Here is a 23583-nt window from a genome sequence, read left to right on the forward strand (position 1 = left end):
TTTGCGACCGTCTCCACGACCAACATCCCGCGCAAGCCTCCCGTTCGAGCCGGAAGGCAGTGTGGATGACTTGTCCTGGGGGTCCCGTTTGGACGCCGATCACCCCGAAAACGGGGTCCTTATTCCACGCCTAATCACATCGAGGAGGCCAAGGGCGTCTACGCGTTGGCGCCGAAACGGTGTCCGGACTGCCATGGTGCGGTGATGTTGTACGGCATGCTCACGACTGGAGTGCGTCAGTCCTTCGCGCATCGGGCAGCCCATACGGGCTGCCCGCGCGATCCGAAGCGCTACTCTGGCGCACCCTCGCTCCATCCGACGGCGCTGACGTAGGCAGAGGGCCGATCACGCTAGGGCGCTCCTCTTCCATTCCGCTTCGAAGGTGTCCTGCTTTTCGCGTAGAATACTCTTTTGAAAGTCGCGCTTAATATTTCGCGTAAGCCCTCTTACCCAATCTGCGTCTTTTAGCGCCCTTCTATAATCAAACTCCGGACCAAAATCGCCGCTTTCAATGTTGATATCAATTATTATATTCCCTATAAAACCGCTGATGACTTTGCGAAATCTGTGGCGCTGGACGGCGTTCCGCATGTACTCAGGCGCGTTTGCCAAAATCTCCTCAAAAGTTTTGTCGTCAGAAAACAATTCCCTCAAGATATACATTATCATATACTTTGTAAGACTGTACTTCGCAAGCAACTGCTCTTTGAGTTTTGGTAATTGTTCCACAATCTCCTCGTCAACAACCCGGAGCAGAACTATCCTGTCTGCACTTACCTCTGGACGCGCAAACAGCGCAGTGTGCTTGTCTTCGAATACCTCGTACTTCCGAAAAGTACCCCAAGGCTCCCTATAATCGAACGCCATCAGGTAGAGACCGGCCTCTTCGTTAGAGATCGGCTCGCCTTGGCCACCGGTCTCGCCGCGCTTAATCTCGTAGCTATACAAACCCTTATAGTGCTGAACGAATTCAGTACGAAGTCTTATTTGAGTTTGACTGTTTGATTTAAAATCACGAGACCGAACGCCATTCTGATTATTAGAAAATTCTGTAATCATTTTAGCTTCTTCAGAGGCCGGATCCATCTGGATGAATTTAGTCAATAGCTTCAGATCATCCGTTACCACGTCTCGATGCCCATGGAGAGAAGTTATGCTTTGACACCCATTGACAACATAATAATCCGAGACCTTAATTTTATCATCAGCAACGTCGATGCGTTTCGCAATCACCGTCACTCCGTTGTGAAAGAGCGGGAAAATCTTATGAAGGTGCTGATCGTTGATGCTCTTGACCAGATCTCTGTTCACACTGGTCCGACCCAGCGGCCCACGAACGTTATATGCAAAAAGTGACTGATCTTCTATGCCATCAAGCTGTACTAATTCACGGGCTTTAATGGGCGCTATAACGGCCTTCCGATCACCGTCCACGATATGTTCAGCATACCTGATGCCAAATATATCAAAGATTGCGGGCTTTTGTTGTGGCAGATCCCTCTCATCAGAGATGTAATTGCCAATCAATTTCGATTTGCCGACAAACGAAATTCTATCACCGTGGTGCTGCAAGAATGCTGCGCCATTGTTATCAATATCAATGTTTGTAACGAATTCGCCCTGGATTTGGTGGGAGTCCAATTTTGTGAGCAAGCCGCTATGCCGTATAAGATTTGCCACTTGAGCATTTCCGGCAGTGTTCATTAGGTGTGTAGCAGCCTCTACTGACGAAAACTGCTCGAGCGTACCTAGAAAATCCCGCAGCGCTGCGTCGCCCACTGCGGTATTTGTCTTGTGTGATATCTTTGACTGAAAAATTGTAATGGTCAAATCGTTATCATTGATGAATATGCCGTCAACGCCTTTATCACCGCTTTGATCGCAAACGGCATCGACCGCGTCGACAGGATCAAGACGGTAATATTGTTCAAGATACCAAATCAGAAACGCTGCACTTTCCGAGCGTTTCGGATCTATATGTTCTTGGAAATTTCTGAGAAGCTGCGGATAGTCAACGTCGATCGCCATACCTGACCCATGACTTGCGCGCTTTGAACAACCCAATCTGCTCAATGGGTAATGCACCCGTTGCCGCACGAATTCTAAGCGAGAAAATTCGAGGTTTTTCGGTAGACCAGGCATGGCGATGACGCTCTACAGCGAACGTGCGTCCGCTGATATAGCGCCGGCGTACGATCATACTTATCACTGTGCTTCTTCCCCATCCCGCGCCCTCACCACCCGCAGCCCTGCCTCCACGATCCCCCGCAGATGCGTGAACGCATTCACTCCGAACGGCACACTGACACGCTGTCCTTCCACGGTGGTCACGATCAGGACGGCGAGGTCAGCCTCGGACGCAATGTCAGGGCGGAAGATTGCGGACTCGGTCATGGCTTCTTCACGAGCGCGTCTGCTGCTAGCGTTCCGCGCGGTCCCAACTGTCGGTAGGTCTCCTCACACCACGCGCTTTGTCCGACCCGCGAATAAGCAGAGGTGGTCGAGGTGGTGTTGTCCCGCATCTTGTCCGCGATCGTCCCATCGTCGGCGTCGGAGATGTGCGCCTTCGTGCGAATGAGGGCGAGCTGCGATGTGTTCGCTCGAAAGCCAGGACAGGCCTGCTCCGCGAAGGTGATGGCGGATAGCACCCGGGCGTAGACGTTCACCTGTTCGGCATGGCTCTGCGCGAGCGCGGTGCTGGTAGCGCAGAGACTAAGAAACGCCACCGCAAGACAGTGCGCAACGCAACCACCGCCTCCGCGGGCTGCTTGCGTGCCCGGAGCCGCCGGGCCGGTCACTTGCGGTCCCCGCCTGGCAGCGGCGGCTTGCCGTCCGCACCTTCGACAGCACCGACGCCCGGCGAGACGTCCACGGTGTCCTTCGTGTCAGGCCTCTTCGCCCCCGATGCTTGTGGCGCGCTCTCGGCGTTCTTCGCCTTGTCACCGGCCATACTGGAGGTGTCGTTGGTGGCCGGGGGCTTGTCGGGGTTGGCCTTCGGCTCCTGAGCCATGGCGCCGCCGACACCAGCCGCGGCAAGAAGGATCGCGAGGGCGGCCGTAAAATAGCGGATCATCGTGTTTCCTCCGGTTTATTGTTGTGGGCGCCCAGGACGGGTCGACGCCGCGTTACTGAACAGCCTCCCCGTCTCCCGCCTGCAGCATTCGGAGCGCTTCCGTGAGCAGCTCGCGCAGGTCCGACATCGCCTGGTGTCGGATCGGCACGCCAACCCGCTGGCCGAGCTCATTGTTGAACACGAGGACGGCGATCTCCCGGCCCAACATGAGGTTCGGTTTGTCCGCGCAAAGCGGGAGGAGGAAGTCGCCCTCGCGCTCCGGCAAAGCGTCTTCGGCTTGATCGAGGCGGAAGGCGGCGGGCTCGGTCATCGACGCGGCACTTTCGGCGTCGGGCGATAAGCGCCGAGCACGATGGCTACGATCTCGACGCTGAGCCCCTTCTCAAGATTGTAACTGAAGACGCGGTGCGGAACGTGGATCGGCTCGTCCCAACGCGGGTCGTCGCTGTAGGCGCGCAGCTCGACAAACTGGTTCTCGCCCTCGTGGTAGGCCTTCGCGGTACGCTCGCGCAGCTGACCGCCATCTCGGATCTTCTCCACGATGACAAGCTCACCATTTGCGGGAAGGCGACCGCTTAGGCCGATGTCGAGGCAGTGGAGCGTGTCACCGTCGGTGGCGTATTTGTTGAGCGATGTCCCTCGCACAACGAGACCGTACTGCGCCTCGAGACGCCATCGCGGGTCCGGCGTGATTGGCGCCGGCTCATATCGCGACTCGTCAATGTGCTGTTCGACTTCAAGCCACCGGCCGGCAGCCACCTCTCCGAGTACAGGCATCAGCTGTCCGGCACGTTGCGCCGTCTCTTCCATAGCTCGCTGAAGACTATCATCGGCCCGAGCGTGACCATTCGTCTCGAGGCTTTCGGGGCCCTGGGCGCTAACCAGCCAGTCAACGGTCGTACCCAAGACAGCGGCGAGCTTATGCAGGTTCTCCGACCGCGGCGACTGCGACTTCCCGTTGAGGATATTTAGGGCAAACGCGCTGCTGAGCCCCGCATCGAGAGACGCTTTGCGAGCGCTCATTCCGAGGGCATCGAGGCGCTGCTGCACGCGCTGAGATAAGCTGGCCTGGGTCACGCGGTATTTTAACCGCATGGAACGGCGACGCGGAGCTGTATATTTACCGTTGACTCGTGCGGTAAACATACAGCATCGTCCGACTCGACATGACGCTTCTCGACGCCCTGCTGGCTGTCTCTGCAAGGTTCTGCGAAGCGCGCGGCATCAGCGCCGCGCGAACCTCAACTCTCGTCTTCGGCGACGGGAAGGTCCTGACACGGCTCGCCGATGGTCGCGATCTCACCACCCGCCGCCTTGAGCTGGCGATGCAGTGGTTCTCTGACCATTGGCCCGAAGAGAAAGCCAAGTGGCCAGATCCGGTCCCTCGGCCGCCGAAGTCCACCGCTCCCGCCGTCCCTACCGAGGGAGCGGCCGCCTGATGCGCTCCGACCGGAACTCCAACGAACTCGACGCTACGACGCCTCACCCGAGCCTGGCTGTGGCCAAGCACGGAAGAACGGCGCCGGCGGCTCGGCTGCGCGCGCTGCTGGATCTGCCGCTCCATCTGACTTCGCCAGGAGGGCTGTGATCCGATGCAGCTCCTCCTTCGCCAGTGGGATGGCCTCCTCAACGGACTGGCTGCGGACCCGGACCGCGATCTCGCAGTACGCGTCCAGGCTCTCCCACCAGAGGCCGAACCGGATCTTCGCACCGACATCGGGCGCACGGACTTCAACCATCTCAGCAGAGAGCATGCTGATGATCGGCGTAGCTTCGTCGGACATATCTCAAGCTCCATCGGTCTTCGCACTTCCGATGGTAGGGGGCCGGACGGGACTGTCGAGCGCCACGCCCGGTGTCCCGTCCGTGCCTGTGCACGTCCTTCGGCCGGCACGGACCGTGCAAGCCGTTCCCCCGCCCGCAGTGGGCGTTTCCTCCCAAGACTTGGCCGGGGCCTTCGGGCTCCGGCCCCTTTGGGAGGCGCCTGAATGGTGCTTCTGCTCATACCCGCGATCGCTTTGGGAGCCGCGGCCCTCGGCGGCATCGTCGAAGCCCTGAAGGATCTCGACGGCGGTCTGCCGAGCGACGTCGTGCGCCATGTCTTCTTCAGCGCCTGCGCGGCCGCTGGCGCGATCGCCCTCGCCACCATAGCGACGGGGCGGCTCGCATGACGCGGACCGCCCCCGCCATCCCTCACGCGCCCGACAGCCTGGAAGCTCTGGCGCGTGACCGTCTGCATGGTTCCGTCGACCTCCTGGCGAGGTCCGATCGATGACCGCCTCGCTCTTCCCGACCGGACCTCTCGGCCGATCCACCTCGATGCCAACAGCATCGAGGAAAGCGATGAAACAGTCGCCCAGGAACTCCACCACAGTTGTGGCGGATGGCCGAACAGGTGCGTGCGAAGATCGAACAGTTGTTGCAGATCGATTTTCGAACTTCCTACGCAATAAATACCCGATCAAGACAGCTGACAACGTGGCCGCAGGTACCGGCCTGCCGGTCGCGACCGTTCAGCGCTGGCTCGACCGGGGCTCGGCGCCGAGCCTCTGGGCCCTCGGCAAGCTGATCGGTGCCTACGACGCCGAGGTGCTGTGCGCAGCGCTTGAGAGCCCGCCGGCCTGGCTCGTGGCCGCCGCCCGCCAGCAGGAACGCGAGCGCCTGGAGCGGGAGATCGCCGACCTGCGCGCCCGCCTCGACGGGGGCGGCCGATGAAGAGCGGCGGCTATCTCACCCTGCTGCACATCGGCCTCGCCGCGCTCCTGCGCGCGATCCAGCGCGGTCCGCTCTGGCTGACCGAGGTGATCGCCGTGGCGGCCGACTGCGCTGACCCGGCGATGCCGGAGAGCATCTGGCGCCCGCGCGAGTGGCTGTGGCGCCTCTGGTCCCGCGGCCAGCACGACGACCTTCACCCGCCGCCTGGAGCTTGAGGAGCAGTCCGTGACCATCACCGTGTACGTCGACGTCCCGAAAGACGTCGCCTGGTCTGCCGAGGTGACGAGCGTCGAGCGCCAGGCTGGGGGCCGGGTTCGGGCCGCCTGGACCGATACCGTGAAGGCCGGTGAGAGCCGGTACTTCCATCCGCACGACGGCGCGTCGATCGTCGTCGCGGAGACCGCGGCGGGCGCTGTCAGCGACGGCCACGCCAACCTCGTGAGCGTCTTCGGCTTCGGGCTGGGCCAAGCGGTCGGCCTCGTCGGCAGCGACGAGCACGGCACCGTCATCGGCCGAGCTGAATACGCCGAGAGCTCGCGCAGCTACCTCGTCCGCTACCGCACCGGCGACGGGTGCCTGACAGAGGGCTGGTGGGGCGAGACGGCGATCGCCGCAGTAGGCACGTTCGGCGCTCCCGATCGCGGCCTCGACCTCGGCCTCGGCCCCGCCGCGCCCGACGCTCCAGAGCGGGCGGCCGACGACGAGCCCGCCGACCTAGCCGGTGATGTGAAGCCGGACACCGCCTCCGAAGCCCAGCCCTCCCACGCCTGAGACCCGTCCATGCGCGCCCCGCTCGCCGCCCTCGCCCTCGTCCTCTCCGCCAGCTCGTCCGCCCTCGCGGCCGAGCCCCCGACCTTCCGCCTGTGCACCGGCTCGGAATCTGGCAACTACTTCCGCGCCGGCCACATCCTGAAGAGCAAGGCCGGCAGCCTGAAGCTCGACGTCGTCCCAACGCAGGGCTCACTCGACAACCTGGACAAGCTCACCGCCGGGCAGTGCGACGGCGCCTTCGTCCAGTCCGACGCCCTGTTGGTCTACTCGTCGAAGAACGCGGCCGCGCTCTCCACGATCGAGCGGGCCGGCGTGCTCTACCAGGAGCAGGTCCACCTCCTGTGCAACCGGCAGGCCGGGGTCAGCCGCATCACGGATCTGGGCAAGGCCAACACTGTGGCGGTGGGCCCGGATGGCTCGGGCGGCCGCACCACCTGGGACGCCTTCGTGCTGGCCGACAAGAAGCGCTTCGGCCCGGTGAACCTCGACATCCGCTCCGGCGTGCGCGCGCTGTCGGCCGCCGCCGACGGCAGCCAGGTGCAGTGTGCGCTCTGGGTCGGAGCCCTGAACGCGTCCTTCATCAAGAACGATGCGCAGGCACAGGGCGACCGCGTGGTGCTGGTGCGCTCCGACGACCGCGAGATGGTCGGCTCGGCCAAGGACGCCCGCGGCCAGCCCGTCTACGGCTACGGCGCGATCCCGGCCGGCACGTACCCGCGCATCCAGCCCGGCGGCCTCGTGTTCGGCACCAAGGCGCTCGACACCATCGCGGTCGACGCCCTGTTCGTCACCGCGATCCCGTGGGTGAACGCCAACGAGCGCGCCTACGACGGTCTGCTGCGCGCCTTCACGGCCGCCAAGCCGCAGATCCAGGCCATTGCGCAGCCGCAGGATTGACCCGGTGGCCGCCCGCTCCCCCTCGTTCTGGCTCCTGATCGCCGTGGTCGTGGTGACCGCGATCATGGTGCATCCGAGCTTCGCCGCGCTGTTCACCGTGCCGGTCGACCTAGCGCTGATCGTCGCCCTTCGCTGGGCGGCGCGCCGTGAAGGGCAGCTTGAGGAGCGGGCGTTGCGCGTGCCGCTGAAGCGGGGATGCGCCTGATGGCTGCCCTGACCCCGGACAAGCTCGCGGAACTGGCGCCCAGGCTGTTGGCCATGCTCGGCAGTCGTGAAGCCGAGCTGACTCAGAACATCGCCCTCTTGGGCGAGCTGAGCGGAATCGCAGGGGCTGCCGACCTCGCCGAGGGCGAGCGGCTGATCGCACAGGGCTGCGAGCTCGTGCGGCAGGCGATCGCCCGTGCGGCCGCGCAGGGCTCATCGTCAGCATGACGTCCCGGCGCGCCATACCGCGCGCCACCCCCACTCGTAGTCCAAGTCCACTCCAGGCGAGCTTCATGCGTCCGGGTTCTAAAGAGCTGCCCTGGAGCGAGGTCGAGCTGATGACTCGGCCCCTGCTGGATCGCGCACGGGAATGCGCGCGGCAGCGCATGTCGGCCGCCGGCAAGGGTGACAAAGTTTGTCTACCTTCCACGGCCCTGCAGGCAGTCGCACGGAAGGTCGGGATCTCCCGCGAGCAGCTCCGGAAGATCCGGCTGATCGTCGAGGCGGCCGAGGCTGACCCGGACCGCTTCGGCCCGCTGCGCGAAGAGATGGACCGGACCGGCAAGATCGACGGTCCCTTCACGAAGCTGAAGCGGTTCCGGGACGAGGCGCGCGTGTTCGACCTCATGCCTGTCGAGGGGCGCTTCCGGACGCTCGTGCTCGATCCCCCGTGGAACGAAGACAACATCTCCGATTCTGCCGGGCACGATTACGCCCTGATGTCCCTCGCACAGGTTCAGGCGCTACCCGTCCCAGATTGGTCGGAAGACAACTGTCACCTCTACTTGTGGGTGACCAACAACACTGCCCTGCTGGCGGCGGATCTGCTCAAGTGCTGGGGCTTCCAGCACAAGACGATTCACACGTGGACGAAGCCTCGCTTGGGCCTCGGCCGCTACTTCCGGAACACGACCGAGCACGTGATCTTCGCCGTGCGTGGAGATCTCAAGACCCGTTCGGCCGGCCGCTCCACCCGGACGGACCACGACTGGCCGGTGGGCGCCAACAGCGAGAAGCCGGAGGGCTTCTACGACCTGGTGCGCGCCTGCAGCTACCCGCCCTACGGCGAGGCCTTTCAGCGCCTCGCCCGGCCGGACTTCGCAAATCTGTACGCCGCCCCGCCATCAATGAGCGAGGCCGCGGAATGAGCACGAATCCGCATCGCCGGAGCCTCATCGGCCTCTTCGCCAGCGCCTCGCTCGCCGGGGTCGCCGGGGTCACGCCCACATCGGCCATGCGCCGAGCTCGGATGCTGTCGTTAAGCGTGGGCGCAGAGGACCGGGCGTCGGCGACACTCGGGCGGATGGCGGAGCACGTGCGCGGCGCCGGTATCCCCGGAATCGGCGCCGCGATCGAACGCGCCCATCCCCTCAATCCCGACACGCCGCCTGAGCTCACCGAGCTCGCGACCAGCGTCGATTCGGATCCCGCCAGTATCCTCGCGCGGCAGGCTGCTGAGGCCCGCATGATCACCGCCCTGGTGGTCGTCTTCCCGCCCGAGATCGCGGCCTATCGCTCGTTCGGCGCCCCGATGCGCCGCCGGCTCTACGCCGAGCTGATCGCCCGCGAATCCGCACGCCTGATGGCCGCCAGTCCATCTCCGCCACGGGAGGACGCGCCGTGATCGCGCACGTCCGCCAGGAGGAAGCCTTCGGATGCGCCGTCGCCTGCTGCGCCATGATCCAGGGTGTCAGCTACGCAAAGGCGCGGGCGTCCTTCGGCCCTCCCGGGCGCGGCTTCACCCGCGACGTCTGGCAGGAGTACCTCGCGCGGCACGGCTTTGCGGTCCGGCACCTCCACCGGATCGACCACCTCGCCCGCGTGGAGCGTGAGGTCTGGCCGCTCTCGCCGTGGGCCGACGTGCACCTGTGCTCCGTCGACGCCGGGCACGGCATGGGCTCGCACCTCGTCGTCCTGTTGCGCGATGGGACAGTGCTGGATCCGGCCACGGACGCTCCGCGCCGCCTCGCAGACTACGCCAGTGTCGCTTACATGGCGGCCGTCTACGCCATCGGCTGCGGTTCGATGCGGGACTGGGCCCAGCGGACCGGACTGATCGCCGACGAAGTGGCCGCCCTGGAGGGTCTCACGGCCGCGTGGTCCGCGTTCCTCCGCTTGCCGCAGGATCACCCGGACGAGGTCGGCGAGTTTCGCCGCGGTCTCCACATCCTGCAGGACCAGGTCCTCGCGAGGCCCACGCGGCGTGCCTCGGTCGAACTACGACCGACCGACTTACCGCCGACGCCCCCGGCGTCGCCCGGACCGGACGCCTAGCGTGGCGCCCGGGAGCAGGCCGCGGAGCGGCCCCGACTCCCACCAGACTCGGACTCTGAATCCCCTCCCGGCCTCGCCTGGCCGCCCCTCCGCGTGCGCGCGGCAACCCCACCGAGGTCATCGATGAGCACGACCACCACCAAGGTGCTGATGTCGGCCGACAACCCGGCCGGCTGGAAGCTCGAGGAGCTGCTGGCGCAGATCGCCCAGGACCTCCGCGCAAAGAACGACCGCCTGGAGGGTGACGCCTCGCCGACCTCGAAGGCGATCCGGATCAACAACCTCGGCATCATCGACTGCCTGGCGCTGGCTGGCGTCCGGCAGAGCGACACGCTGCGGCGCCTCAACCTCCTCGGCCCTGATCAAGGCCCGGGCGGCACACCGCGCATCGGCGCCGGCGCCGTGCCCGCGCCGGTGGCGCCCAACCCCGCCGCCGGCGTCGATCCCGCGCTCGCGGCAGCCGCGCCGGCGATCCCGTCGGCGCCGGCGGCCGCCAACCCGTCGACCACGTCAGTCTGAGGGCACCACCATGATCCTCCAGCTCTGGCCTTTGCCCCGCGGCCCCCCCGCGCCCGGCCTCTCAGATCCTCGCGCGCCCTGCATCGGGACCACAGCGTCGGCTTTAGGACTGTTGCCGCCCGGTCCGGCCGAGCCATCCCGCCCGACCCGCAGGCCCGTACCGCTCGACCCCAAAGCCGTCTTCTTCGGCGGGATCGAGCGGCCGGCCCGCGCTGCGAGCTCTCCACCACTGCTGACCCAACGCCGCGCTTGCCCAGCGATTTCGGCGAAGGGCCCTCAACGCCCGAGGCCTGAAATGGCCTCGCGAGGCGACGGTGAAGCTTTGCCCAGAAAGACAGCCCGCATGTGCAGATCAGTACCCTATCACGACAGAACAGAGACCGCATTCGACTGCCCCCCCGGAGGTCAGTCGTGAGCGCCAAGCCCTTCGCCAACATCCGCTGGGCGCAAGGTCAGTCCGGCATCAGGAACCCGGTGCACGCCAACACCCTGCTGGCCATTGCGATCGACAGCGACCGCCAGGGCGTGTGCTTCCCCTCTCAGGAGCGCATCGCGAGCTTCGCCCGCTACAGCGTGCGGGCCGTGCGCATGGCGCTCACATGGCTCGAAAAGGAGGGCTACCTCCGCCGGGAGAAGCGCTTCCGGCGGGACGGATCGCGCACCTCGGATCGGCTGATCCTGTGCCTGAAGCGCGGAGCCGCAGGGCAGGACGCGCCGGGGGCGGACGCCACCGCCGGCACGTCGATGCCGGACAACCGGAATCCTACGGCAGGCGCACGACCGCGAGATTCCGGGCCCACTCCGTTTGAAGGACCAGGGGAAGGACCAGACGAATATCTGAGGGAATCCCCCAAGAGAGATTCACCTGGCACCAGCCCCCCCGCGTCCGCTGACGCGGCCACGGCCCCCAAGGGGGCTCGCTCTCCTCAGGCTGTTTTGTGCCCTGACGATTTCGAGCCGGAGGGGCGCCACTACGCGGCGGCGGAGACGGCCGGATTCGACCGCCGCTTCGTCCGGGAGAAGGCCGACGACATGCGGCGGTGGTCTCAGGCCAACGCGCACCGCCCGCTCGCCCGGAAGACTGACTGGCCGCTGGCCTTCGACGGGATCCTGAAGACCGCGCTCCGCGAGGCTGCCGAGCGCCGCCGACGCGAAGCCGCCCGCTCGCGCCCGCCCGCCCAACGCGCCTCGACCCACGGCGCCCTCGCCCTCCTCGTCGACATGCACGGAGCCGACCATGACGCCCACGACGATCGTCACAGCCGCCTCGATCTCGGCCCCGTCATCGATGACGCGAGAGATGGATGTCTTCGTGGGCCAGTTCCACAACCGGCTGGAGGACTCGCCGCTCGGTTCCGGGCGGAAGCGCTTGCCGGTCTGCTCGGCGCCGAATGCTGAGCAGCGCCGGTGGCTGGAGGGGCGGCGAGACATCCTGCGCCGCAGCTTGATCGCGGCGACAGCCGATGAGGTGCGGGGGAGCCTGCTGCTGCTCTTCGGCGGCTCGCGGGAATACGGCGCGTCCAAGGACGAGATGCGCATGAAGGCCGCGATCTACGGCGAGACGATCGCCAAGGCGGCGCTCCCGATCTGGGCGCTGGAGAAAGCGCGGGATGCCTTCGGCAATCCGGGATGGCGCTCGCTGTGGGACGGCAAGGGCGTCCCCGGCCGCGCCGACATCGTGGCCGAGTGCCGGTTTATCCTCCTGCCGACAGAGACGGAGCTCGCCCGGATCGAGCGCATCCTTGAGGCCGAGCTCTACGACACCGGCGCCACCGACGACGACCGCGCCAACGCCGTCGCCCACTGGGAGACGGTCAAGGCCGACATGCGCGGCGAGTCCGTGATCACCGAGCAGACGGAGGAGGAGATCTCCGCCGAGCGAACGTCCATGGCGCTGGCCAACGAGCGCTTCCGCGAGCGCGCCCGGCGAGAGGCCGAGGCGCAGGGCCGCGGCCAGGCCATGTGGGGCCGCATCCCGATCAGCGACGAGCTCGCCCGCCAGATCGGCCTGCGCGTCCCCGTGCCCGACGACGAGGAGGCCGGCGTGCACTGATAGGCGTGCAGCACACCACCGACGTCGCCGAGCTGCGCATCGGCTCGCAACTCTACGGGACGAGTACCCCGGTGAGCGACGTTCAGAGCCGGCCGCGGTTGACGGCGTGATTGCAAGTTTGAGCGCTTCCGGGGTCACAATCGGATGGAGGTGACGGCCGCCTCCGGCCATCGAAAGCTACAAACAGCCACCGTACGCTGCGTATTGCGGCAGGCCGAACGGAAATCGCGACACAAATTGAGATTATCTGTCGCAGGACCTTGTTTTCGTCATCGAACGACTGACGTACCAATTATGCTAAGCATATTCGCTATAGTATTAGGACCGAGGTAAGAATAAAATGACAGAAAATTCCCCGAGGCAGGTGACCAATTTTACCGACTTGGCCTGCGCGATCGTTGCCGCTTACGTCTCGAATAACCCCATCCCGGCGGCAGAGCTTCCGAGCCTCATCGGGAGCGTGCATAGCGCGGTCTCCGGCCTGACCTCCGGCGGCGCTTCTGCGTCAACCGGAACAGCCAAGGAGGTTGAAAAGCCAAGCGCGGCTCAGATCCGCAAGTCGATCCGGCCGGACGGAATCATCAGCTTCGTCGACGGCAAGTCCTACCAGACCCTGAAGCGCCACCTGACCAAGCACGGCCTGGATCCGCAGAGCTACCGCGAGCGCTACGGACTCCCGTCCGACTACCCCATGGTCGCTCCGAGCTACGCCGAGCGGCGCTCCGCCCTCGCCAAAGCCATCGGCTTGGGCCGCCCAGGTGGCAGGGTTGAAGCTAAGACCAGAGGACGTCGCAAGGCTGCCTAATCAAAATACCTGGCCGGCAGCCTCACCGCTGCCGACCCCACACCGGCTCGCCAGCAAAGGCCAAGCTGATAAGGGCATGCTAGGAACGCCGAGCTGCGCTTTGGGCCGCGCGATCGCGTTCAATGCGCGCCCGATCGGAAGATCCCGGCTCGCTCGTGAGCCTTGGACCTGCGCCGACGTCGCGCACTGGTTCAAGGCCGCATTCTGGGCGATTCCCAACGACTTGATCTACGCTACACGGTAAGACCCGCACGAACTTGCCCAAGCCATGCCGCCTTTCCAGGCCGCAAATTCAAGTCTGCCCGACACAGGCTTCTGCCGTGAGACCAGGATGTAGGAAGGCTTCGACGCTCGCAGGCGACAGGAGCGGCGGTCCGCTGCGCTATACAGTAGAGGCTGACGGCAGCGTCATGCGGATGCATTGGGGAGACGATGGCCAAGGGCACACAGCTCGAACGACAACGTAATGATCGCGAGCCGGGGTGCGGGGGAGCGCGGAAGATGAACTACGTCAGGCTCGGCCTCATCGGCGTCGCAGGCATCGTCGCCTTCTCCATAGTCGGCGGCTCATTCTACACGGTCGACCAACGCGAGCGCGTCGTACTGCTCACCAATGGTGCCGTGGTGGGGGAGGCTGACCCGGGCCTGCACTGGAAGCTGCCGTTTGTGCAGTCGGCCGTGTCGATCAGCGTCGAGTCCCATCGGGTCGAGTTCGACAAGATGGAGGCCTACTCGCGCGACCAGCAGCCGGCGGTGATGAAGCTGTCCGTGCTCTACCACGTGCCGATCGACCGGGTGTCCGAGGTGTACAGCCGGTTCACCTCGACGGCGAACTTGGAGGATCGCATCGTTGAGCCGAAGGTGCTGGAGCAGTCCAAGAACGTCTTCGGTCAGTTCGACGCCGTCACGGCTGTACAGGACCGAGTGCGGCTCAACGCACAGATGGCCAGCTCCATCCACGAGGCGATCGGCGGCATGAACGCGCCGATCGTGGTCGAGGCCGTGCAGATCGAGGATATCCAGTTCTCCCCCGAGTACATGCGCTCGATCGAGCAGCGGATGCAGGCCTCTGTCGAGGTCGACCGGCTCAAGCAGAACGCGCTGCGCGAAAAGGTCCAGGCCGAGATCGTCGGCACGAAGGCCGGCGCTGAGGCGAACGCGATCCGCCAGCGCGCACAGGCCGAAGCCGACGCGACCAAGCTGCGAGGCGACGCGGAAGCCAGCGCGATCCGGGCCCGCGCCGAAGCGCTAGGCTCAAACCCCGGCTTGGTTGCGTTGACGCAGGCCGAGCGGTGGGACGGTAAGCTGCCGAGCACGATGGTGCCGGGTGGCGCGCTGCCGATGATGAACGTGGGAAAGTAGCCGCGGGGGATGATCCTGAACATCTGCCTCGCCCCCTTCTCGACCCAGCGGAAGCATGACACCTGAGCATTCGGAATATGTCTGAGCCGGCACCCTGACTTAGGGGAGCGCTCCGTTCCGTTTCAGGTTGGCCCAGATCGAGCATAGCGGAAGTTGATCTGCTCACTACCGCGTCGGAAGTTTGTGGTGCACGCGGCAGGTAGGCTCGTGGCCGCACCTCTGGAGATCGGGACCATACGATGGCGCAGCGGTCTGGGCACGACTTCAAATTCGGGATCGAGGAGGAGTTCTTCCTGGCCAGCGCCCGATCGCGGAGTGCGCCGCGCAACTCGATCCAGGCCTTCCATGACGAGGCGAAGCGCTTGGGTTCGGTCGAGCGAGAGCTTCTCGAAAATGAGGTCGAGATCTGCTCGAAGCCGACCACAAGCGTCGACGAGGCACGCACGACGCTCGGCGATCTGCGTGACAAGCTACAGTCGACCGCACGCGAGCACGGACTCAAGCTGTTCGCTGCCGGCACGCATCCCACCGCCGTTTGGTCTGCTCAGAAGGAGACCGACAAGCCGCGCTACCGCGGGATGATGGATGACCTTCAGATCACGGGACGTCGCTCAGTCGTTGCCGGCATGCATGTCCATGTCGAGGTGCCGCGACCGGAGGCGCGGGTCGACATCATGCGGCGGATCTACCCGTACCTGCCGCTGTTGCTCGCTCTCTCGACGTCGTCGCCGTTCTATGATCGTCGCCGGACCGGACTGCACGGTTACCGGCTACGAGCCTACGCCGAGCTGCCACGCACCGGCCTCCCGGAATTGTTCGACGGTGCCGATGATTACGCCCGATACGTGAAGGTGATGACCGCGGCCGGTGCCGTTCCCGACCCGACGTACTTCTGGTGGCACATCCGCCCCTCGATACGATATCCGACCCTGGAGCTGCGGGTCGCTGACAGCTGCACCCGGCTGGACGATACCTTGACCGTCGCCCAGCTCTACCGTTGCCTCGTCCGCCTGCTGGACCGGCGTCCGGACATACACGCGGGCCTGACCGGCGCCTCGCGAGGGTTCGTGATGGAGAACCTATGGCGTGCGGAGCGCGACGGGACGGATGCCTCTATGATCGATGAGACGGCCGAGCGAGCCGTCCCCGTAGCCGAGGCCGTGGACGCGCTACTCGACCTGATCGCGGAGGACGCCGCCGCGCTGGGCTGCATGTCGCAGGTCGCGCATGCCAAGGTGATCGTCCGCACCGGCTCGAGCGCGGCCGGCCAACTCGCCGCTTACGCCGCCGCCATCGACCGCGGAGCGAGCGACGATGCAGCGCTGAAGGCCGTCATTGACTGGCTTGTGGTGGAAACGGGCAACGGGATCGTCGCCAAGCGAGCTCGTAACCGGAAGCCCAAACAAGGTTAGCCTAAAGGACGGCTCGCGCTTGCGTTGCCGAGCAGCCGAGCACCTCACGATTTAGCGCGACCGGTACGTGGAACGGTCCGATATCATAAACGCCGTTCTGCTGATCGGCGCCGTCAAGCATGCAAAGGGCAATGCCTTCGGCCGGGATCTCACCGCTGGTGGCACGTCTTCGGGCTTCACGCGTGAAAACATCGCCCAAGCGGTACTCTGCGTCTTCGCCTAGAACCTTGGACTCAACCATGCGGACATCCCCCAGGAGATCGCCGCGCAAAAGGGGCTCAGCGTCGCGCAGGTGATCTCGGAAGGCGGTCGGCCGCCCGGCTACACCGTGGATGCGGACGACAACGTCGTGAGAATGCAGTGAGGGATCCGTGGACGCCCCGCCCGCCAACTCGCCTCGCTGCGTCCACTACGTCGGCATCCGCAACGAGCGCTACTGGAACGCTTAGCGGATTTTTGGCGGTCCACGCTTCATCCATCGGCGCTGGGACCAGGGGCGTGCTGGGATGTCGGCCCAGAGGACGTCGCGATCTTTGCAATTTGCAGCGAGCATCCGCCGATCGCGGAACACAACGGTAATGATCTCGACGAGCTCACCAAGTAAAACCAGACATTAACTCCATCAGCATCACAAAGGGAGACGATATGAGCCGTTACCAAGCCGCCGCTGTCATCATTGGCCTACTGTTCTCCATTGGATACGGCGCGGCTGGAGTGGCGGTGTTCTGGGCGTGGCTCGATGGGGTGCCGCCGGGCGGCCTCGCCGCTACGGTGGCGGCACTGTCAGCTTTTGTCTTCGCATGCCGGTTCGGTGAGCACACGACACGGCTCGCCGCAGAGTTGTGGCAGAGGCGATAGACCGAAGAGCGGGAGACATGACAATGCCAGACGCGTGGGGCACGGGTCTGTTATTTTTCGCGCTTTGGTTCGTTTTTGCCGCACGCGCGGGCTGGACTGCTTACGACAATCCTCGCATCGGCGGTTTTTGGGGAGCTGGGGCCACCGTTTGCCTTATTGCGGCGGTCGTGGTGATCGCGGGCGGTGGGCCCAGATAGGTTTAAAGGGGCAGCACTAGAACGCAGCCTCTCGAGGCTCGTGAGCAACGGCCAAGCCACCTAGAACATGCTAGGAACGGGAGGCGGCGCTTTGGGCCGTGCCACCGCGTTCGATGCCTGCCCGCCCGGAAGGTCCTGATCCCCCTCGTGAGCCCTGGACCTGCGCCGATGTCGAGCGCTGGCTCAAGACCGCGTTCCGGGCGATGCCCTACACCCCGATCTACGCGCCCCGCGGCAACACGCTGAAGAGCGTCGACCACGATCAGCCCAGCGCCACCTTCGACATCGTGGCCTTCACCGGCACCGTGCTAGGCGACCGGTCCGAAGAGCGGAAAATCCTGCTGGTCTGGGCGCGGGCGATCGTCACCGAGGGCGAGATCGGCGGGTCGGTCGCGCAGTTCTGCCAAGCAAGGGACATGAAGCGACGCACCTTCGACAGGAAGCGCGTGCGCGCCTGCGAGAAGATCGCGGCCGAGAAGAACAAGATCGACGGCCGCGGCTGAGATGCCGCGTGCGAACAGCTTGACAATGTCCAAACCGCCGCCGGACCACAGGCGGGTTGCTGCTTCGTATCGAACCGGCACAGCATTGGGGACCACCGTGCCGGCAACGACGCAGAGCACCACCCAGACTTCACCGAAGCGCCGTAAATTGACGATCGAGGAGGCGCTCCGCTGGGCGATCCGCGACGAGCTGCCGAAGCGGCGGGAAGACCGGCCGATCCGCGGACCGCAATGCGCCCATGACCCAATCTGGCGCATGGGCGTGTTCGGCGGCCCGATCGACAACTGGTCGCGCGAGCCCGGTATGCCGCCGGCGATGGGCGACCCCCATCCGGACGCCATCACGATCGAGGCGCACCTCCAGGTCCTCAGCGAGACGCTGCAGCGCGCGGCCGCCGGCTCGGCCGTGTGCCCGCTCGACCTGACGCCGTACCCAATCCAGGTCGAGCTGCGCGGCAAGGCGAGCCTCGATGTCATGATCTCCACAGCGATGCACGCGACGCCCTCGTGGCTCGTGACCGGCGCGATCCGGAGCCGTCCGGAGGTCTGCGGCGGCATCGAGGTCGAGCCGGTGCTGTCGGCCAACGGCAAGATCACGCTCTGGCGCACCGTGCACACTTCCTGCGGCGAGGGGCCGGACGGCAAGCCGTGGTTCACCAGCCACGACGAGGTCGCGACCTCGAAGGGCGACGGCCGCGACACCGGGCTGTTCTGCAAGCTGAACTACACCCGCACGGGCGTCGAGGTCCTCGAGGAGCAGCTGCGCTACGCCTACTGGCACGCAGCGCTCGTCTACCTCGTGCCGGCGCTCCAGTTCCTCACCAGCATCGAGGTCCTGCCGCCGCAGGCGCCGATCGCGCCATGGTTGGAGCCGGAGGAACAGGAGCGCGCGCCGCTGCCGAACCTGCGCCCAGCGCGCATCGTCAACCTCAAGGACCGCCGGCCCGCTGGTCGACGGACTGTGCGAAGGCCGGCGTCGGAGGTCAGGCGCATCGATCCGACAACGTGGGTACCTCCAGGCGAGCGGACAGCCTGAGCGAGGCCGCCTGAAACAACCCGATGTAGCTTTGACCTAATAGCCGTTGGGCTGGAAAACTGATCCATAATAATTTTTTGATCAAGGCTGCCTATGTACAGATCGCAGCGGTGGATCGAACGGTTATTTAAGACCTTTGAGACGAAGAAGAGATTGTTTCCCTGGCTGCTTGCTACTCAGCGGCCTTAACCCGGGGCCATCGTGCCATGAGTGACCTCTACCGTCTCGTCTACGCCAGCAAGAACTTGATTGCGGGGACGGAGGCGGAGATCGCCGCGGCCGTGACGCAGATCCTAGAAACGTCCCAGCGGAACAACACGAAGGTCGGTGTGACCGGCGCCCTGATGTTCAACGCGGGCGCCTTCGCGCAGGTACTCGAAGGCCCGCGCCGCGCAGTCGAGGAGACCTTCGAGCGGATCCAGCGTGATCTGCGTCACAGCGATGTCACTGTTCTGGAGGGCGGCCAGACGGACAGCCGCGGCTTCGCGAATTGGTCCATGGCGTTCGCGGGCAGGTCTGCCCATGGACAGGCTCGGTTCAGCAGCCTTGCAGCCGAGAGCGGGTTCGATCTCGCCCGCCTCAGCGGCGACAGGGTCTTCGCCATGCTGCACGAGCTCGTGATGGACGAAGAGGGGATAACTGGCGTGGAAGTTACCTCTGCGGCAGTCGAGGCGCGCGGCACAGCGGCGCTCGACGTCGAGCAGGTGCGCGCGGAGATCACAAACCTGCGGCCGAACGCTTCGGTGGTGCCACTGACGTCAGTCGTGAGCATCCAGCCCGCACAGGCGGGAGAAAACCAAGGGCAACGGCCAGAGGTCGCCAAAGATGCGTACAGTTCTTCACGAGAGGTGACCAATGCCGCCATTTGCGTACTCAAGGCGGCATTGGTCAGCGAGCGCGAGCGCACGTCAGAGCTCAGAACGGAAATCGACGCCCTGCAAATCGCATTGGCCTCGAGCGAGGTCGGCCTCGAGGCTATGCGGGCGGAGCGCGATCTGTGGGCTAAGCGGGCCCGCCTCCTTGCGGACGCCATGGCTCAGGAAGCTGACGAGCTGCAGGATTTGCGAAGCGACGCAGGCTCGTCGCGCGCACAGCAGCACGAAGCGCGTCGGCTGGGTGGCGCACCGCAGAGTGTCACCGCTGCCTGATCGACACCGCGGTGCGCGCCTAGGGCAGGCATAGCTTGACCGGGAGAACGGCTTGCGGTAGTTCGGACCCTGCAGAGATTTAGAAGGCCCCGGCGGACACCCGCGCGGGGCCTTCGTCGTTTCGGGGAGGTCGGACATGAAGCTCTGACCCCGCCGAGGCACATCTCCTCTGAGGCGGGCTTCGTGCCCGCTCTACTCCAGACAGTCTGACCTATAGCGGCCCCGCAAAGCCGGGTCCGGGTATCGCCTAGAGCCCCTGGACAAGCTTGCCGCACGACGACCGTTGATCCCCCGCACCTCCGAATGGAGGGATGGCCACACGTCTAGGGTGGCCGATGGGTCGACCCTCCCTTTGTGGAGGCGCACCCTTACATCTCGCCGGAAGGCGCGCCCCCGCCCGGGCGTCATCGGGCGGCCCCGTTTCAGCGATGCAGCGTAGGAGGCGATCGGGTATGATCCCCACCATGACGCGCGCGCACAGCGCCCGGCGATGACCGAGCGCCAGCTTATCGAGCGCCTGCACGGCCTCTGCCTCTTGGCGGACCGCCTGCGCGCGCCGAGCCATCGGCACACGCCCGAAGCCTACGTCGCCGACCGTGACGAGATCCGCGACCACGCCCGGCGGCTCTACAAGGACCTGACCGGCAGCTGGCCGGGCCACGAGGCTGACCAGGCCGGTCCTGCGCGCCACGTGCGGCCGCCCGATCCGACCGCCCTCCTGCGCCACCGCGAGCGCACCCGGGCCGCCCGCGTCATCCGCGCCTGACCGTCCGCCCGGCCCAGCGCTCCACACCCCGCCATCGAGCGGGGTTTTTCATTTGGACCGCCCATGTCGCTCCGTCAGCGCCAAGCCACCGTCGCGATGTGCGACGCGGTGCTCGCCTGCCAGGCCTGCACGCCGGATCTGCGGCGCCGGGCCGAGCGTCTGCGCTCCCGCGTCTCCGGAGACTACTCCCGGGTGAGCTTCGGCACCCTCGTGATCGTGGTGATCTGAGTGCTGCTGCAGGACACGTCGCTTCGCATCGGCCTGCCGGCCGCGATGCCGCCCAGGCCCATGGCCGACCGCCTGGCCGACCCGGCCCCGACGCAAGCCGAGCTCTGCCGCGCGGACCGGACCGTTCGCATGGTCCAGGCGCTGCCCAATGACGGCGCCGTCGTCATCGTTCACTCGCCAGGTGCTGTGATCCTCATCCGTGAGGCTATCCGCGAGCTGCGCGGGTCCGAGGTCGCCGCTCAGACTAGGGTCGTGGCCGCGCCGACGGTCGCCGATGAGCGCCGCGTGTCCGCAGGCATCAGCCTGCCCGTGTTCCGCGACCACTTCGTCGACGAGCAGCGCGAGCACGCCCGTGCGGTGATGCAGGCGTGGCGGCTCTGATGCCCCGGCTCGTTGCGCGTCTGGCCCTGCTCATCGGACTGCGCCACGCCAATCCTGCTCCGGTCCGCTCCTGGCGTGACCCGGCTCCGGCGCTCTGCGTCGGCCGCCCGGTGCACGCCGGCCGCGCTCTATCCGTTGGCGAGGCCCCCTGACATGGACGGCCTCATCCTCAACGTCCCCGCGCCAGAGCACGTCGCCCCCTTCGTGCCGCCGGTGTGCCTGTCGCCGCTGACCGCCCAGGTCCTGGCGATCGCGCTGGTCGTGCTGGTGTGCGTCGCCTGCCGCGACACCTTCTTCCCAGCGAAAGGCCCTCGGCGATGACGATCCGCGGCCTGCTGGCGCTCCTCATTCTGGAGATGGCGCTGGCGACCGCGATCCTGCTCGGCGCCATGAGCCTGGGCCACGCCGCGACGATCGCCTGGCGCATCGAGGTCCAGGCCTGCACCAAGACCTGCCGGGTCATGCTCGGGCGAGAGCGCCCCGAGGGCAAATACACCTGCATGACGCGCGCGACCCGCATCGCCGAGTTCGCCGATCTCACCAAGCTGCTGCCGGCCGGAGCGCGGATCACCGCCCGCTGCCTGCCCGTCGAAGGGATGCCCGGCGCATGAACACGGTCTTCGCCCTGATCCTGGTGTGCGCCGCGACCACCGCGCAGCCCGACTGCACGCGCGAGACCGCGCTGGACGTCATCACCGCCAAAACGCCTTCCGTCTTCGCCTGCCTGCTGGTGGGCCAGACGAGCGTCGCCCGCGAGCAGCTGCTCGGCGATGGCCGCTACACCAAGGTGGTGTGCGGCGGCCGGCCGTGAGCGCGCGCCGCCGCCTCGCCTGGGGCGCAGCGCTCGACCGGGCCCGGGGCGACCGCACGGTGCGCAACCCGATCCGTGAGGAGCGCCTGCGCGCGACCCGCTCGCCGACCGTCGGCCTGTCCGCCTGGCGCGGCCGGTCCGGTCGCCGCTACGTCGTGGCGGTCTACACGCTGGAGCAAGCTGAGGCCGGTGACGCCCCCGGTGCCGTCTTCCTCGGCGTGCGCCGTGGCGATGAGGGCGTAGCCCGCATCGTCGGCGCCGGCTGGGCCGGCACGATGGCTGAGGCCGAGGCGCTCGCCCGAGCCGACGGCGCCACCGAGATCCACGCCCACACGCTCGCCGACTCCGACGAAGAGCGCGAGGCGATCGTCGAGGACCTGGTGGGCGACGATGCGCTCTGATCCGCCCGCCCATCTCGACCTCTGGTCGCTCGTCGCGATCTACGCGGCAGCAGTGACCATCGTCATCGAGGCGAACTACCAGCTGCCGATGGCCCTGCTCGCCGAGTGGGGCCGGATCCAGCGGGACCGATGATGTTCCGCGCTTGGTACGTGAAGGTCGCGCTCGGCATCGCCAAGGCGTTCGCCAGCTGATTTGACCGGGATTTGATCCTGCCATCCGCAGGCCGAAACGGGCGATTTCCAAGGTCTTAAAAGACCTTGGAATGTTCCGCCAATTAGAGGCTAAAAGCGTAGCATTATCATGAGCTTGCAGGCGGTTTCGGGCTCGCGCCGCGTGGCCCGCCTGCGGGCGCGGAATAAAGTCCAGGCCGAGGCGAAAGCCACTGCGGCAACCCGCGCCGTCGTCTACGTCCGCGTGTCCACCGATGAGCAAGTCGCCTCGGGCAACGGCCTCGCCGATCAAGAGCGCGCGGTCCGCGCGTTCGCAGAGAGCCAGAGCTACGCACTCGTCGATGTGATCGCTGACCCCGGTGTCTCCGGCGCGGTACGCCCGGCCGATCGTCCGGGCTTCGGCCGCATCCTCACGATGGCGGAGGCTCGCGCCTTCGACATCCTGCTGGTCGCCAAGATCGACCGCCTCTCCCGCGATCTGCGGCACGCGCTGACGACGGTCTCCGACCTCGCCGAGTTGCACGGCGTCGCCTTCCGGTCTGTGACCGAGGCCGTGATCGATACGTCCAACCCCATGGGACGGATGTTCTTCACATTCTTCGCCGGCATGGCGGAGCAGGAGCGCTACGTCATCCGCGACCGCACCGCCGGCGGCCGTACCACGAAAGCCCGCAAGGGCGGCTTCGCCGGCGGCCAAGCGCCTTACGGCTACGAGCGCGATCTCGAAGGCGGCCTCCGGATCGTTCCGGCGCAGGCGCGCATAGTCCGGCGCATATTCGAGGCTCGGAAACGTAAAACGACGCTGAAGGCGATCGCCGCGATGCTCAACGCCGAGAGCATTCCGGCGCCCAAGGGCGGTCGCTGGTCCATCTCGACGGTCGCCTACGTGACCGACAACATGAAGTACCGCGGCGCCATCGAGTACCTGTTCCGCTGGAACGGGCAGGAGACCCACGTGCTCGCCGATGGCGACCATGAAGCCATCGTGAAGTGAGATC

Annotated in this window: 37 protein-coding genes; 29 read left to right on the top strand and 8 right to left on the bottom strand. The window is 65.7% G+C overall.

The features are described from left to right. Positions 1-345: 345 nt before the first annotated feature. From MKK82_RS26705 to MKK82_RS26730, 6 genes are all read right to left on the bottom strand, one after another. Positions 346-2028, bottom strand: coding sequence for an AIPR family protein (locus MKK82_RS26705; protein ID WP_243987343.1), 1683 nt, complete (start codon positions 2026-2028; stop codon positions 346-348). 177 nt (positions 2029-2205) lie between these two features. Beyond that, the gene (locus tag MKK82_RS26710; RefSeq protein ID WP_243987345.1) at positions 2206-2394 is read right to left on the bottom strand and encodes a hypothetical protein; all 189 of its coding nucleotides are present in this window, start codon (positions 2392-2394) and stop codon (positions 2206-2208) included. Beyond that, positions 2391-2666: a hypothetical protein gene (locus MKK82_RS26715; protein WP_243987347.1), complete on the bottom strand. Its 276-nt coding sequence runs from the start codon at positions 2664-2666 to the stop codon at positions 2391-2393. The genes MKK82_RS26710 and MKK82_RS26715 overlap by 4 nt, the downstream gene beginning before the upstream one ends. A gap of 128 nt (positions 2667-2794) precedes the next feature. Then, entirely contained in the window at positions 2795-3073 is a 279-nt protein-coding gene (locus MKK82_RS26720; RefSeq protein WP_243987349.1) for a hypothetical protein, read from the bottom strand. Between the two features lie 52 nt (positions 3074-3125). After that, a complete protein-coding gene (locus tag MKK82_RS26725; RefSeq protein ID WP_243987352.1) occupies positions 3126-3383 on the bottom strand; it encodes a hypothetical protein in 258 nt (85 codons plus the stop codon). Continuing rightward, entirely contained in the window at positions 3380-4150 is a 771-nt protein-coding gene (locus MKK82_RS26730; protein ID WP_243987353.1) for a LexA family transcriptional regulator, read from the bottom strand. Before MKK82_RS26730 ends, MKK82_RS26725 begins: the two co-directional genes overlap by 4 nt. A gap of 89 nt (positions 4151-4239) precedes the next feature. On the opposite strand from MKK82_RS26730, the gene MKK82_RS26735 reads away from it, so the two are divergent. Continuing rightward, positions 4240-4512, top strand: coding sequence for a hypothetical protein (locus MKK82_RS26735; RefSeq protein ID WP_243987355.1), 273 nt, complete (start codon positions 4240-4242; stop codon positions 4510-4512). Between the two features lie 33 nt (positions 4513-4545). On the opposite strand, the gene MKK82_RS26740 is transcribed toward MKK82_RS26735, so the two are convergent. Further along, positions 4546-4857 carry a hypothetical protein gene (locus tag MKK82_RS26740; protein ID WP_243987356.1) on the bottom strand — a complete coding sequence of 104 codons (312 nt, stop codon included), beginning with the start codon at positions 4855-4857 and terminating at the stop codon, positions 4546-4548. 204 nt (positions 4858-5061) lie between these two features. Between MKK82_RS26740 and MKK82_RS26745 the strand changes: the two genes are divergently transcribed. The 16 genes from MKK82_RS26745 to MKK82_RS26820 all read left to right on the top strand — a co-directional run bounded on the left by MKK82_RS26745 (position 5062) and on the right by MKK82_RS26820 (position 16085). Continuing rightward, a complete protein-coding gene (locus MKK82_RS26745; RefSeq protein ID WP_243987357.1) occupies positions 5062-5244 on the top strand; it encodes a hypothetical protein in 183 nt (60 codons plus the stop codon). Positions 5245-5551: 307 nt separating this feature from the next. Then, positions 5552-5788 carry a hypothetical protein gene (locus MKK82_RS26750; protein WP_243987358.1) on the top strand — a complete coding sequence of 79 codons (237 nt, stop codon included), beginning with the start codon at positions 5552-5554 and terminating at the stop codon, positions 5786-5788. Continuing rightward, positions 5785-6003: a hypothetical protein gene (locus tag MKK82_RS26755; protein WP_243987359.1), complete on the top strand. Its 219-nt coding sequence runs from the start codon at positions 5785-5787 to the stop codon at positions 6001-6003. Before MKK82_RS26750 ends, MKK82_RS26755 begins: the two co-directional genes overlap by 4 nt. Positions 6004-6013: 10 nt before the next feature. Further along, positions 6014-6559 carry a hypothetical protein gene (locus MKK82_RS26760; RefSeq protein WP_243987360.1) on the top strand — a complete coding sequence of 182 codons (546 nt, stop codon included), beginning with the start codon at positions 6014-6016 and terminating at the stop codon, positions 6557-6559. A 9-nt stretch (positions 6560-6568) separates the two neighbouring features. Beyond that, entirely contained in the window at positions 6569-7456 is an 888-nt protein-coding gene (locus tag MKK82_RS26765; RefSeq protein ID WP_243987362.1) for a TAXI family TRAP transporter solute-binding subunit, read from the top strand. 4 nt (positions 7457-7460) lie between these two features. After that, complete coding sequence (locus MKK82_RS26770; protein WP_243987364.1) at positions 7461-7661, top strand: hypothetical protein; 201 nt, start codon at positions 7461-7463, stop codon at positions 7659-7661. Next, positions 7661-7888, top strand: a complete 228-nt coding sequence (locus tag MKK82_RS26775; RefSeq protein WP_243987366.1) for a hypothetical protein — start codon at positions 7661-7663, stop codon at positions 7886-7888. Before MKK82_RS26770 ends, MKK82_RS26775 begins: the two co-directional genes overlap by 1 nt. A 65-nt stretch (positions 7889-7953) precedes the next feature. Beyond that, positions 7954-8808 (top strand): MT-A70 family methyltransferase, encoded by an 855-nt coding sequence (locus MKK82_RS26780; protein ID WP_243987368.1) that lies wholly within the window; start codon positions 7954-7956, stop codon positions 8806-8808. Then, positions 8805-9284, top strand: a complete 480-nt coding sequence (locus MKK82_RS26785; RefSeq protein ID WP_243987370.1) for a hypothetical protein — start codon at positions 8805-8807, stop codon at positions 9282-9284. The genes MKK82_RS26780 and MKK82_RS26785 overlap by 4 nt, the downstream gene beginning before the upstream one ends. Next, positions 9281-9934 carry a hypothetical protein gene (locus MKK82_RS26790; RefSeq protein ID WP_243987372.1) on the top strand — a complete coding sequence of 218 codons (654 nt, stop codon included), beginning with the start codon at positions 9281-9283 and terminating at the stop codon, positions 9932-9934. The genes MKK82_RS26785 and MKK82_RS26790 overlap by 4 nt, the downstream gene beginning before the upstream one ends. A gap of 123 nt (positions 9935-10057) precedes the next feature. Further along, entirely contained in the window at positions 10058-10453 is a 396-nt protein-coding gene (locus MKK82_RS26795) for a hypothetical protein (protein WP_243987374.1), read from the top strand. Positions 10454-10864: 411 nt separating this feature from the next. Next, positions 10865-11851 (top strand): helix-turn-helix domain-containing protein, encoded by a 987-nt coding sequence (locus MKK82_RS26800; protein WP_243987375.1) that lies wholly within the window; start codon positions 10865-10867, stop codon positions 11849-11851. Positions 11852-11897: 46 nt separating this feature from the next. Continuing rightward, complete coding sequence (locus MKK82_RS26805; protein WP_243987376.1) at positions 11898-12506, top strand: hypothetical protein; 609 nt, start codon at positions 11898-11900, stop codon at positions 12504-12506. Between the two features lie 340 nt (positions 12507-12846). Continuing rightward, positions 12847-13311, top strand: a complete 465-nt coding sequence (locus tag MKK82_RS26810) for a MucR family transcriptional regulator (RefSeq protein WP_243987377.1) — start codon at positions 12847-12849, stop codon at positions 13309-13311. 501 nt (positions 13312-13812) lie between these two features. After that, positions 13813-14673, top strand: a complete 861-nt coding sequence (locus MKK82_RS26815) for an SPFH domain-containing protein (protein WP_243987474.1) — start codon at positions 13813-13815, stop codon at positions 14671-14673. A gap of 239 nt (positions 14674-14912) precedes the next feature. Continuing rightward, positions 14913-16085: a carboxylate-amine ligase gene (locus MKK82_RS26820; RefSeq protein ID WP_243987378.1), complete on the top strand. Its 1173-nt coding sequence runs from the start codon at positions 14913-14915 to the stop codon at positions 16083-16085. Position 16086: 1 nt separating this feature from the next. Here MKK82_RS26820 and MKK82_RS26825 read toward each other — a convergent pair whose 3' ends face one another. Then, positions 16087-16326, bottom strand: coding sequence for a hypothetical protein (locus MKK82_RS26825; protein ID WP_243987379.1), 240 nt, complete (start codon positions 16324-16326; stop codon positions 16087-16089). A 927-nt stretch (positions 16327-17253) separates the two neighbouring features. On the opposite strand from MKK82_RS26825, the gene MKK82_RS26830 reads away from it, so the two are divergent. The 12 genes from MKK82_RS26830 to MKK82_RS26885 all read left to right on the top strand — a co-directional run bounded on the left by MKK82_RS26830 (position 17254) and on the right by MKK82_RS26885 (position 23579). Beyond that, entirely contained in the window at positions 17254-17643 is a 390-nt protein-coding gene (locus tag MKK82_RS26830; RefSeq protein WP_243987380.1) for a hypothetical protein, read from the top strand. Between the two features lie 148 nt (positions 17644-17791). Then, positions 17792-18679 carry a hypothetical protein gene (locus MKK82_RS26835; RefSeq protein ID WP_243987382.1) on the top strand — a complete coding sequence of 296 codons (888 nt, stop codon included), beginning with the start codon at positions 17792-17794 and terminating at the stop codon, positions 18677-18679. A gap of 206 nt (positions 18680-18885) precedes the next feature. Then, positions 18886-19827: a BLUF domain-containing protein gene (locus MKK82_RS26840; RefSeq protein ID WP_243987384.1), complete on the top strand. Its 942-nt coding sequence runs from the start codon at positions 18886-18888 to the stop codon at positions 19825-19827. A 490-nt stretch (positions 19828-20317) separates the two neighbouring features. Then, positions 20318-20593 (top strand): hypothetical protein, encoded by a 276-nt coding sequence (locus tag MKK82_RS26845; protein WP_243987385.1) that lies wholly within the window; start codon positions 20318-20320, stop codon positions 20591-20593. A gap of 63 nt (positions 20594-20656) precedes the next feature. After that, complete coding sequence (locus MKK82_RS26850) at positions 20657-20821, top strand: hypothetical protein (protein ID WP_243987386.1); 165 nt, start codon at positions 20657-20659, stop codon at positions 20819-20821. Then, a complete protein-coding gene (locus tag MKK82_RS26855) occupies positions 20822-21202 on the top strand; it encodes a hypothetical protein (RefSeq protein ID WP_243987387.1) in 381 nt (126 codons plus the stop codon). Positions 21203-21355: 153 nt separating this feature from the next. Beyond that, the gene (locus tag MKK82_RS26860) at positions 21356-21523 is read left to right on the top strand and encodes a hypothetical protein (RefSeq protein WP_243987388.1); all 168 of its coding nucleotides are present in this window, start codon (positions 21356-21358) and stop codon (positions 21521-21523) included. Then, positions 21520-21813, top strand: coding sequence for a hypothetical protein (locus tag MKK82_RS26865; protein ID WP_243987389.1), 294 nt, complete (start codon positions 21520-21522; stop codon positions 21811-21813). Before MKK82_RS26860 ends, MKK82_RS26865 begins: the two co-directional genes overlap by 4 nt. Further along, positions 21810-22013, top strand: coding sequence for a hypothetical protein (locus MKK82_RS26870; RefSeq protein WP_243987390.1), 204 nt, complete (start codon positions 21810-21812; stop codon positions 22011-22013). The genes MKK82_RS26865 and MKK82_RS26870 overlap by 4 nt, the downstream gene beginning before the upstream one ends. After that, positions 22010-22414, top strand: a complete 405-nt coding sequence (locus tag MKK82_RS26875) for a hypothetical protein (protein WP_243987392.1) — start codon at positions 22010-22012, stop codon at positions 22412-22414. Before MKK82_RS26870 ends, MKK82_RS26875 begins: the two co-directional genes overlap by 4 nt. After that, positions 22404-22547 (top strand): hypothetical protein, encoded by a 144-nt coding sequence (locus MKK82_RS26880; RefSeq protein ID WP_243987393.1) that lies wholly within the window; start codon positions 22404-22406, stop codon positions 22545-22547. Before MKK82_RS26875 ends, MKK82_RS26880 begins: the two co-directional genes overlap by 11 nt. A gap of 168 nt (positions 22548-22715) precedes the next feature. Next, positions 22716-23579 (top strand): recombinase family protein, encoded by an 864-nt coding sequence (locus MKK82_RS26885; RefSeq protein ID WP_243987394.1) that lies wholly within the window; start codon positions 22716-22718, stop codon positions 23577-23579. Positions 23580-23583: the final 4 nt, after the last annotated feature.

It is taken from the genome of Methylobacterium sp. E-046 (assembly GCF_022829625.1).
Lineage (GTDB): Bacteria > Pseudomonadota > Alphaproteobacteria > Rhizobiales > Beijerinckiaceae > Methylobacterium > Methylobacterium longum.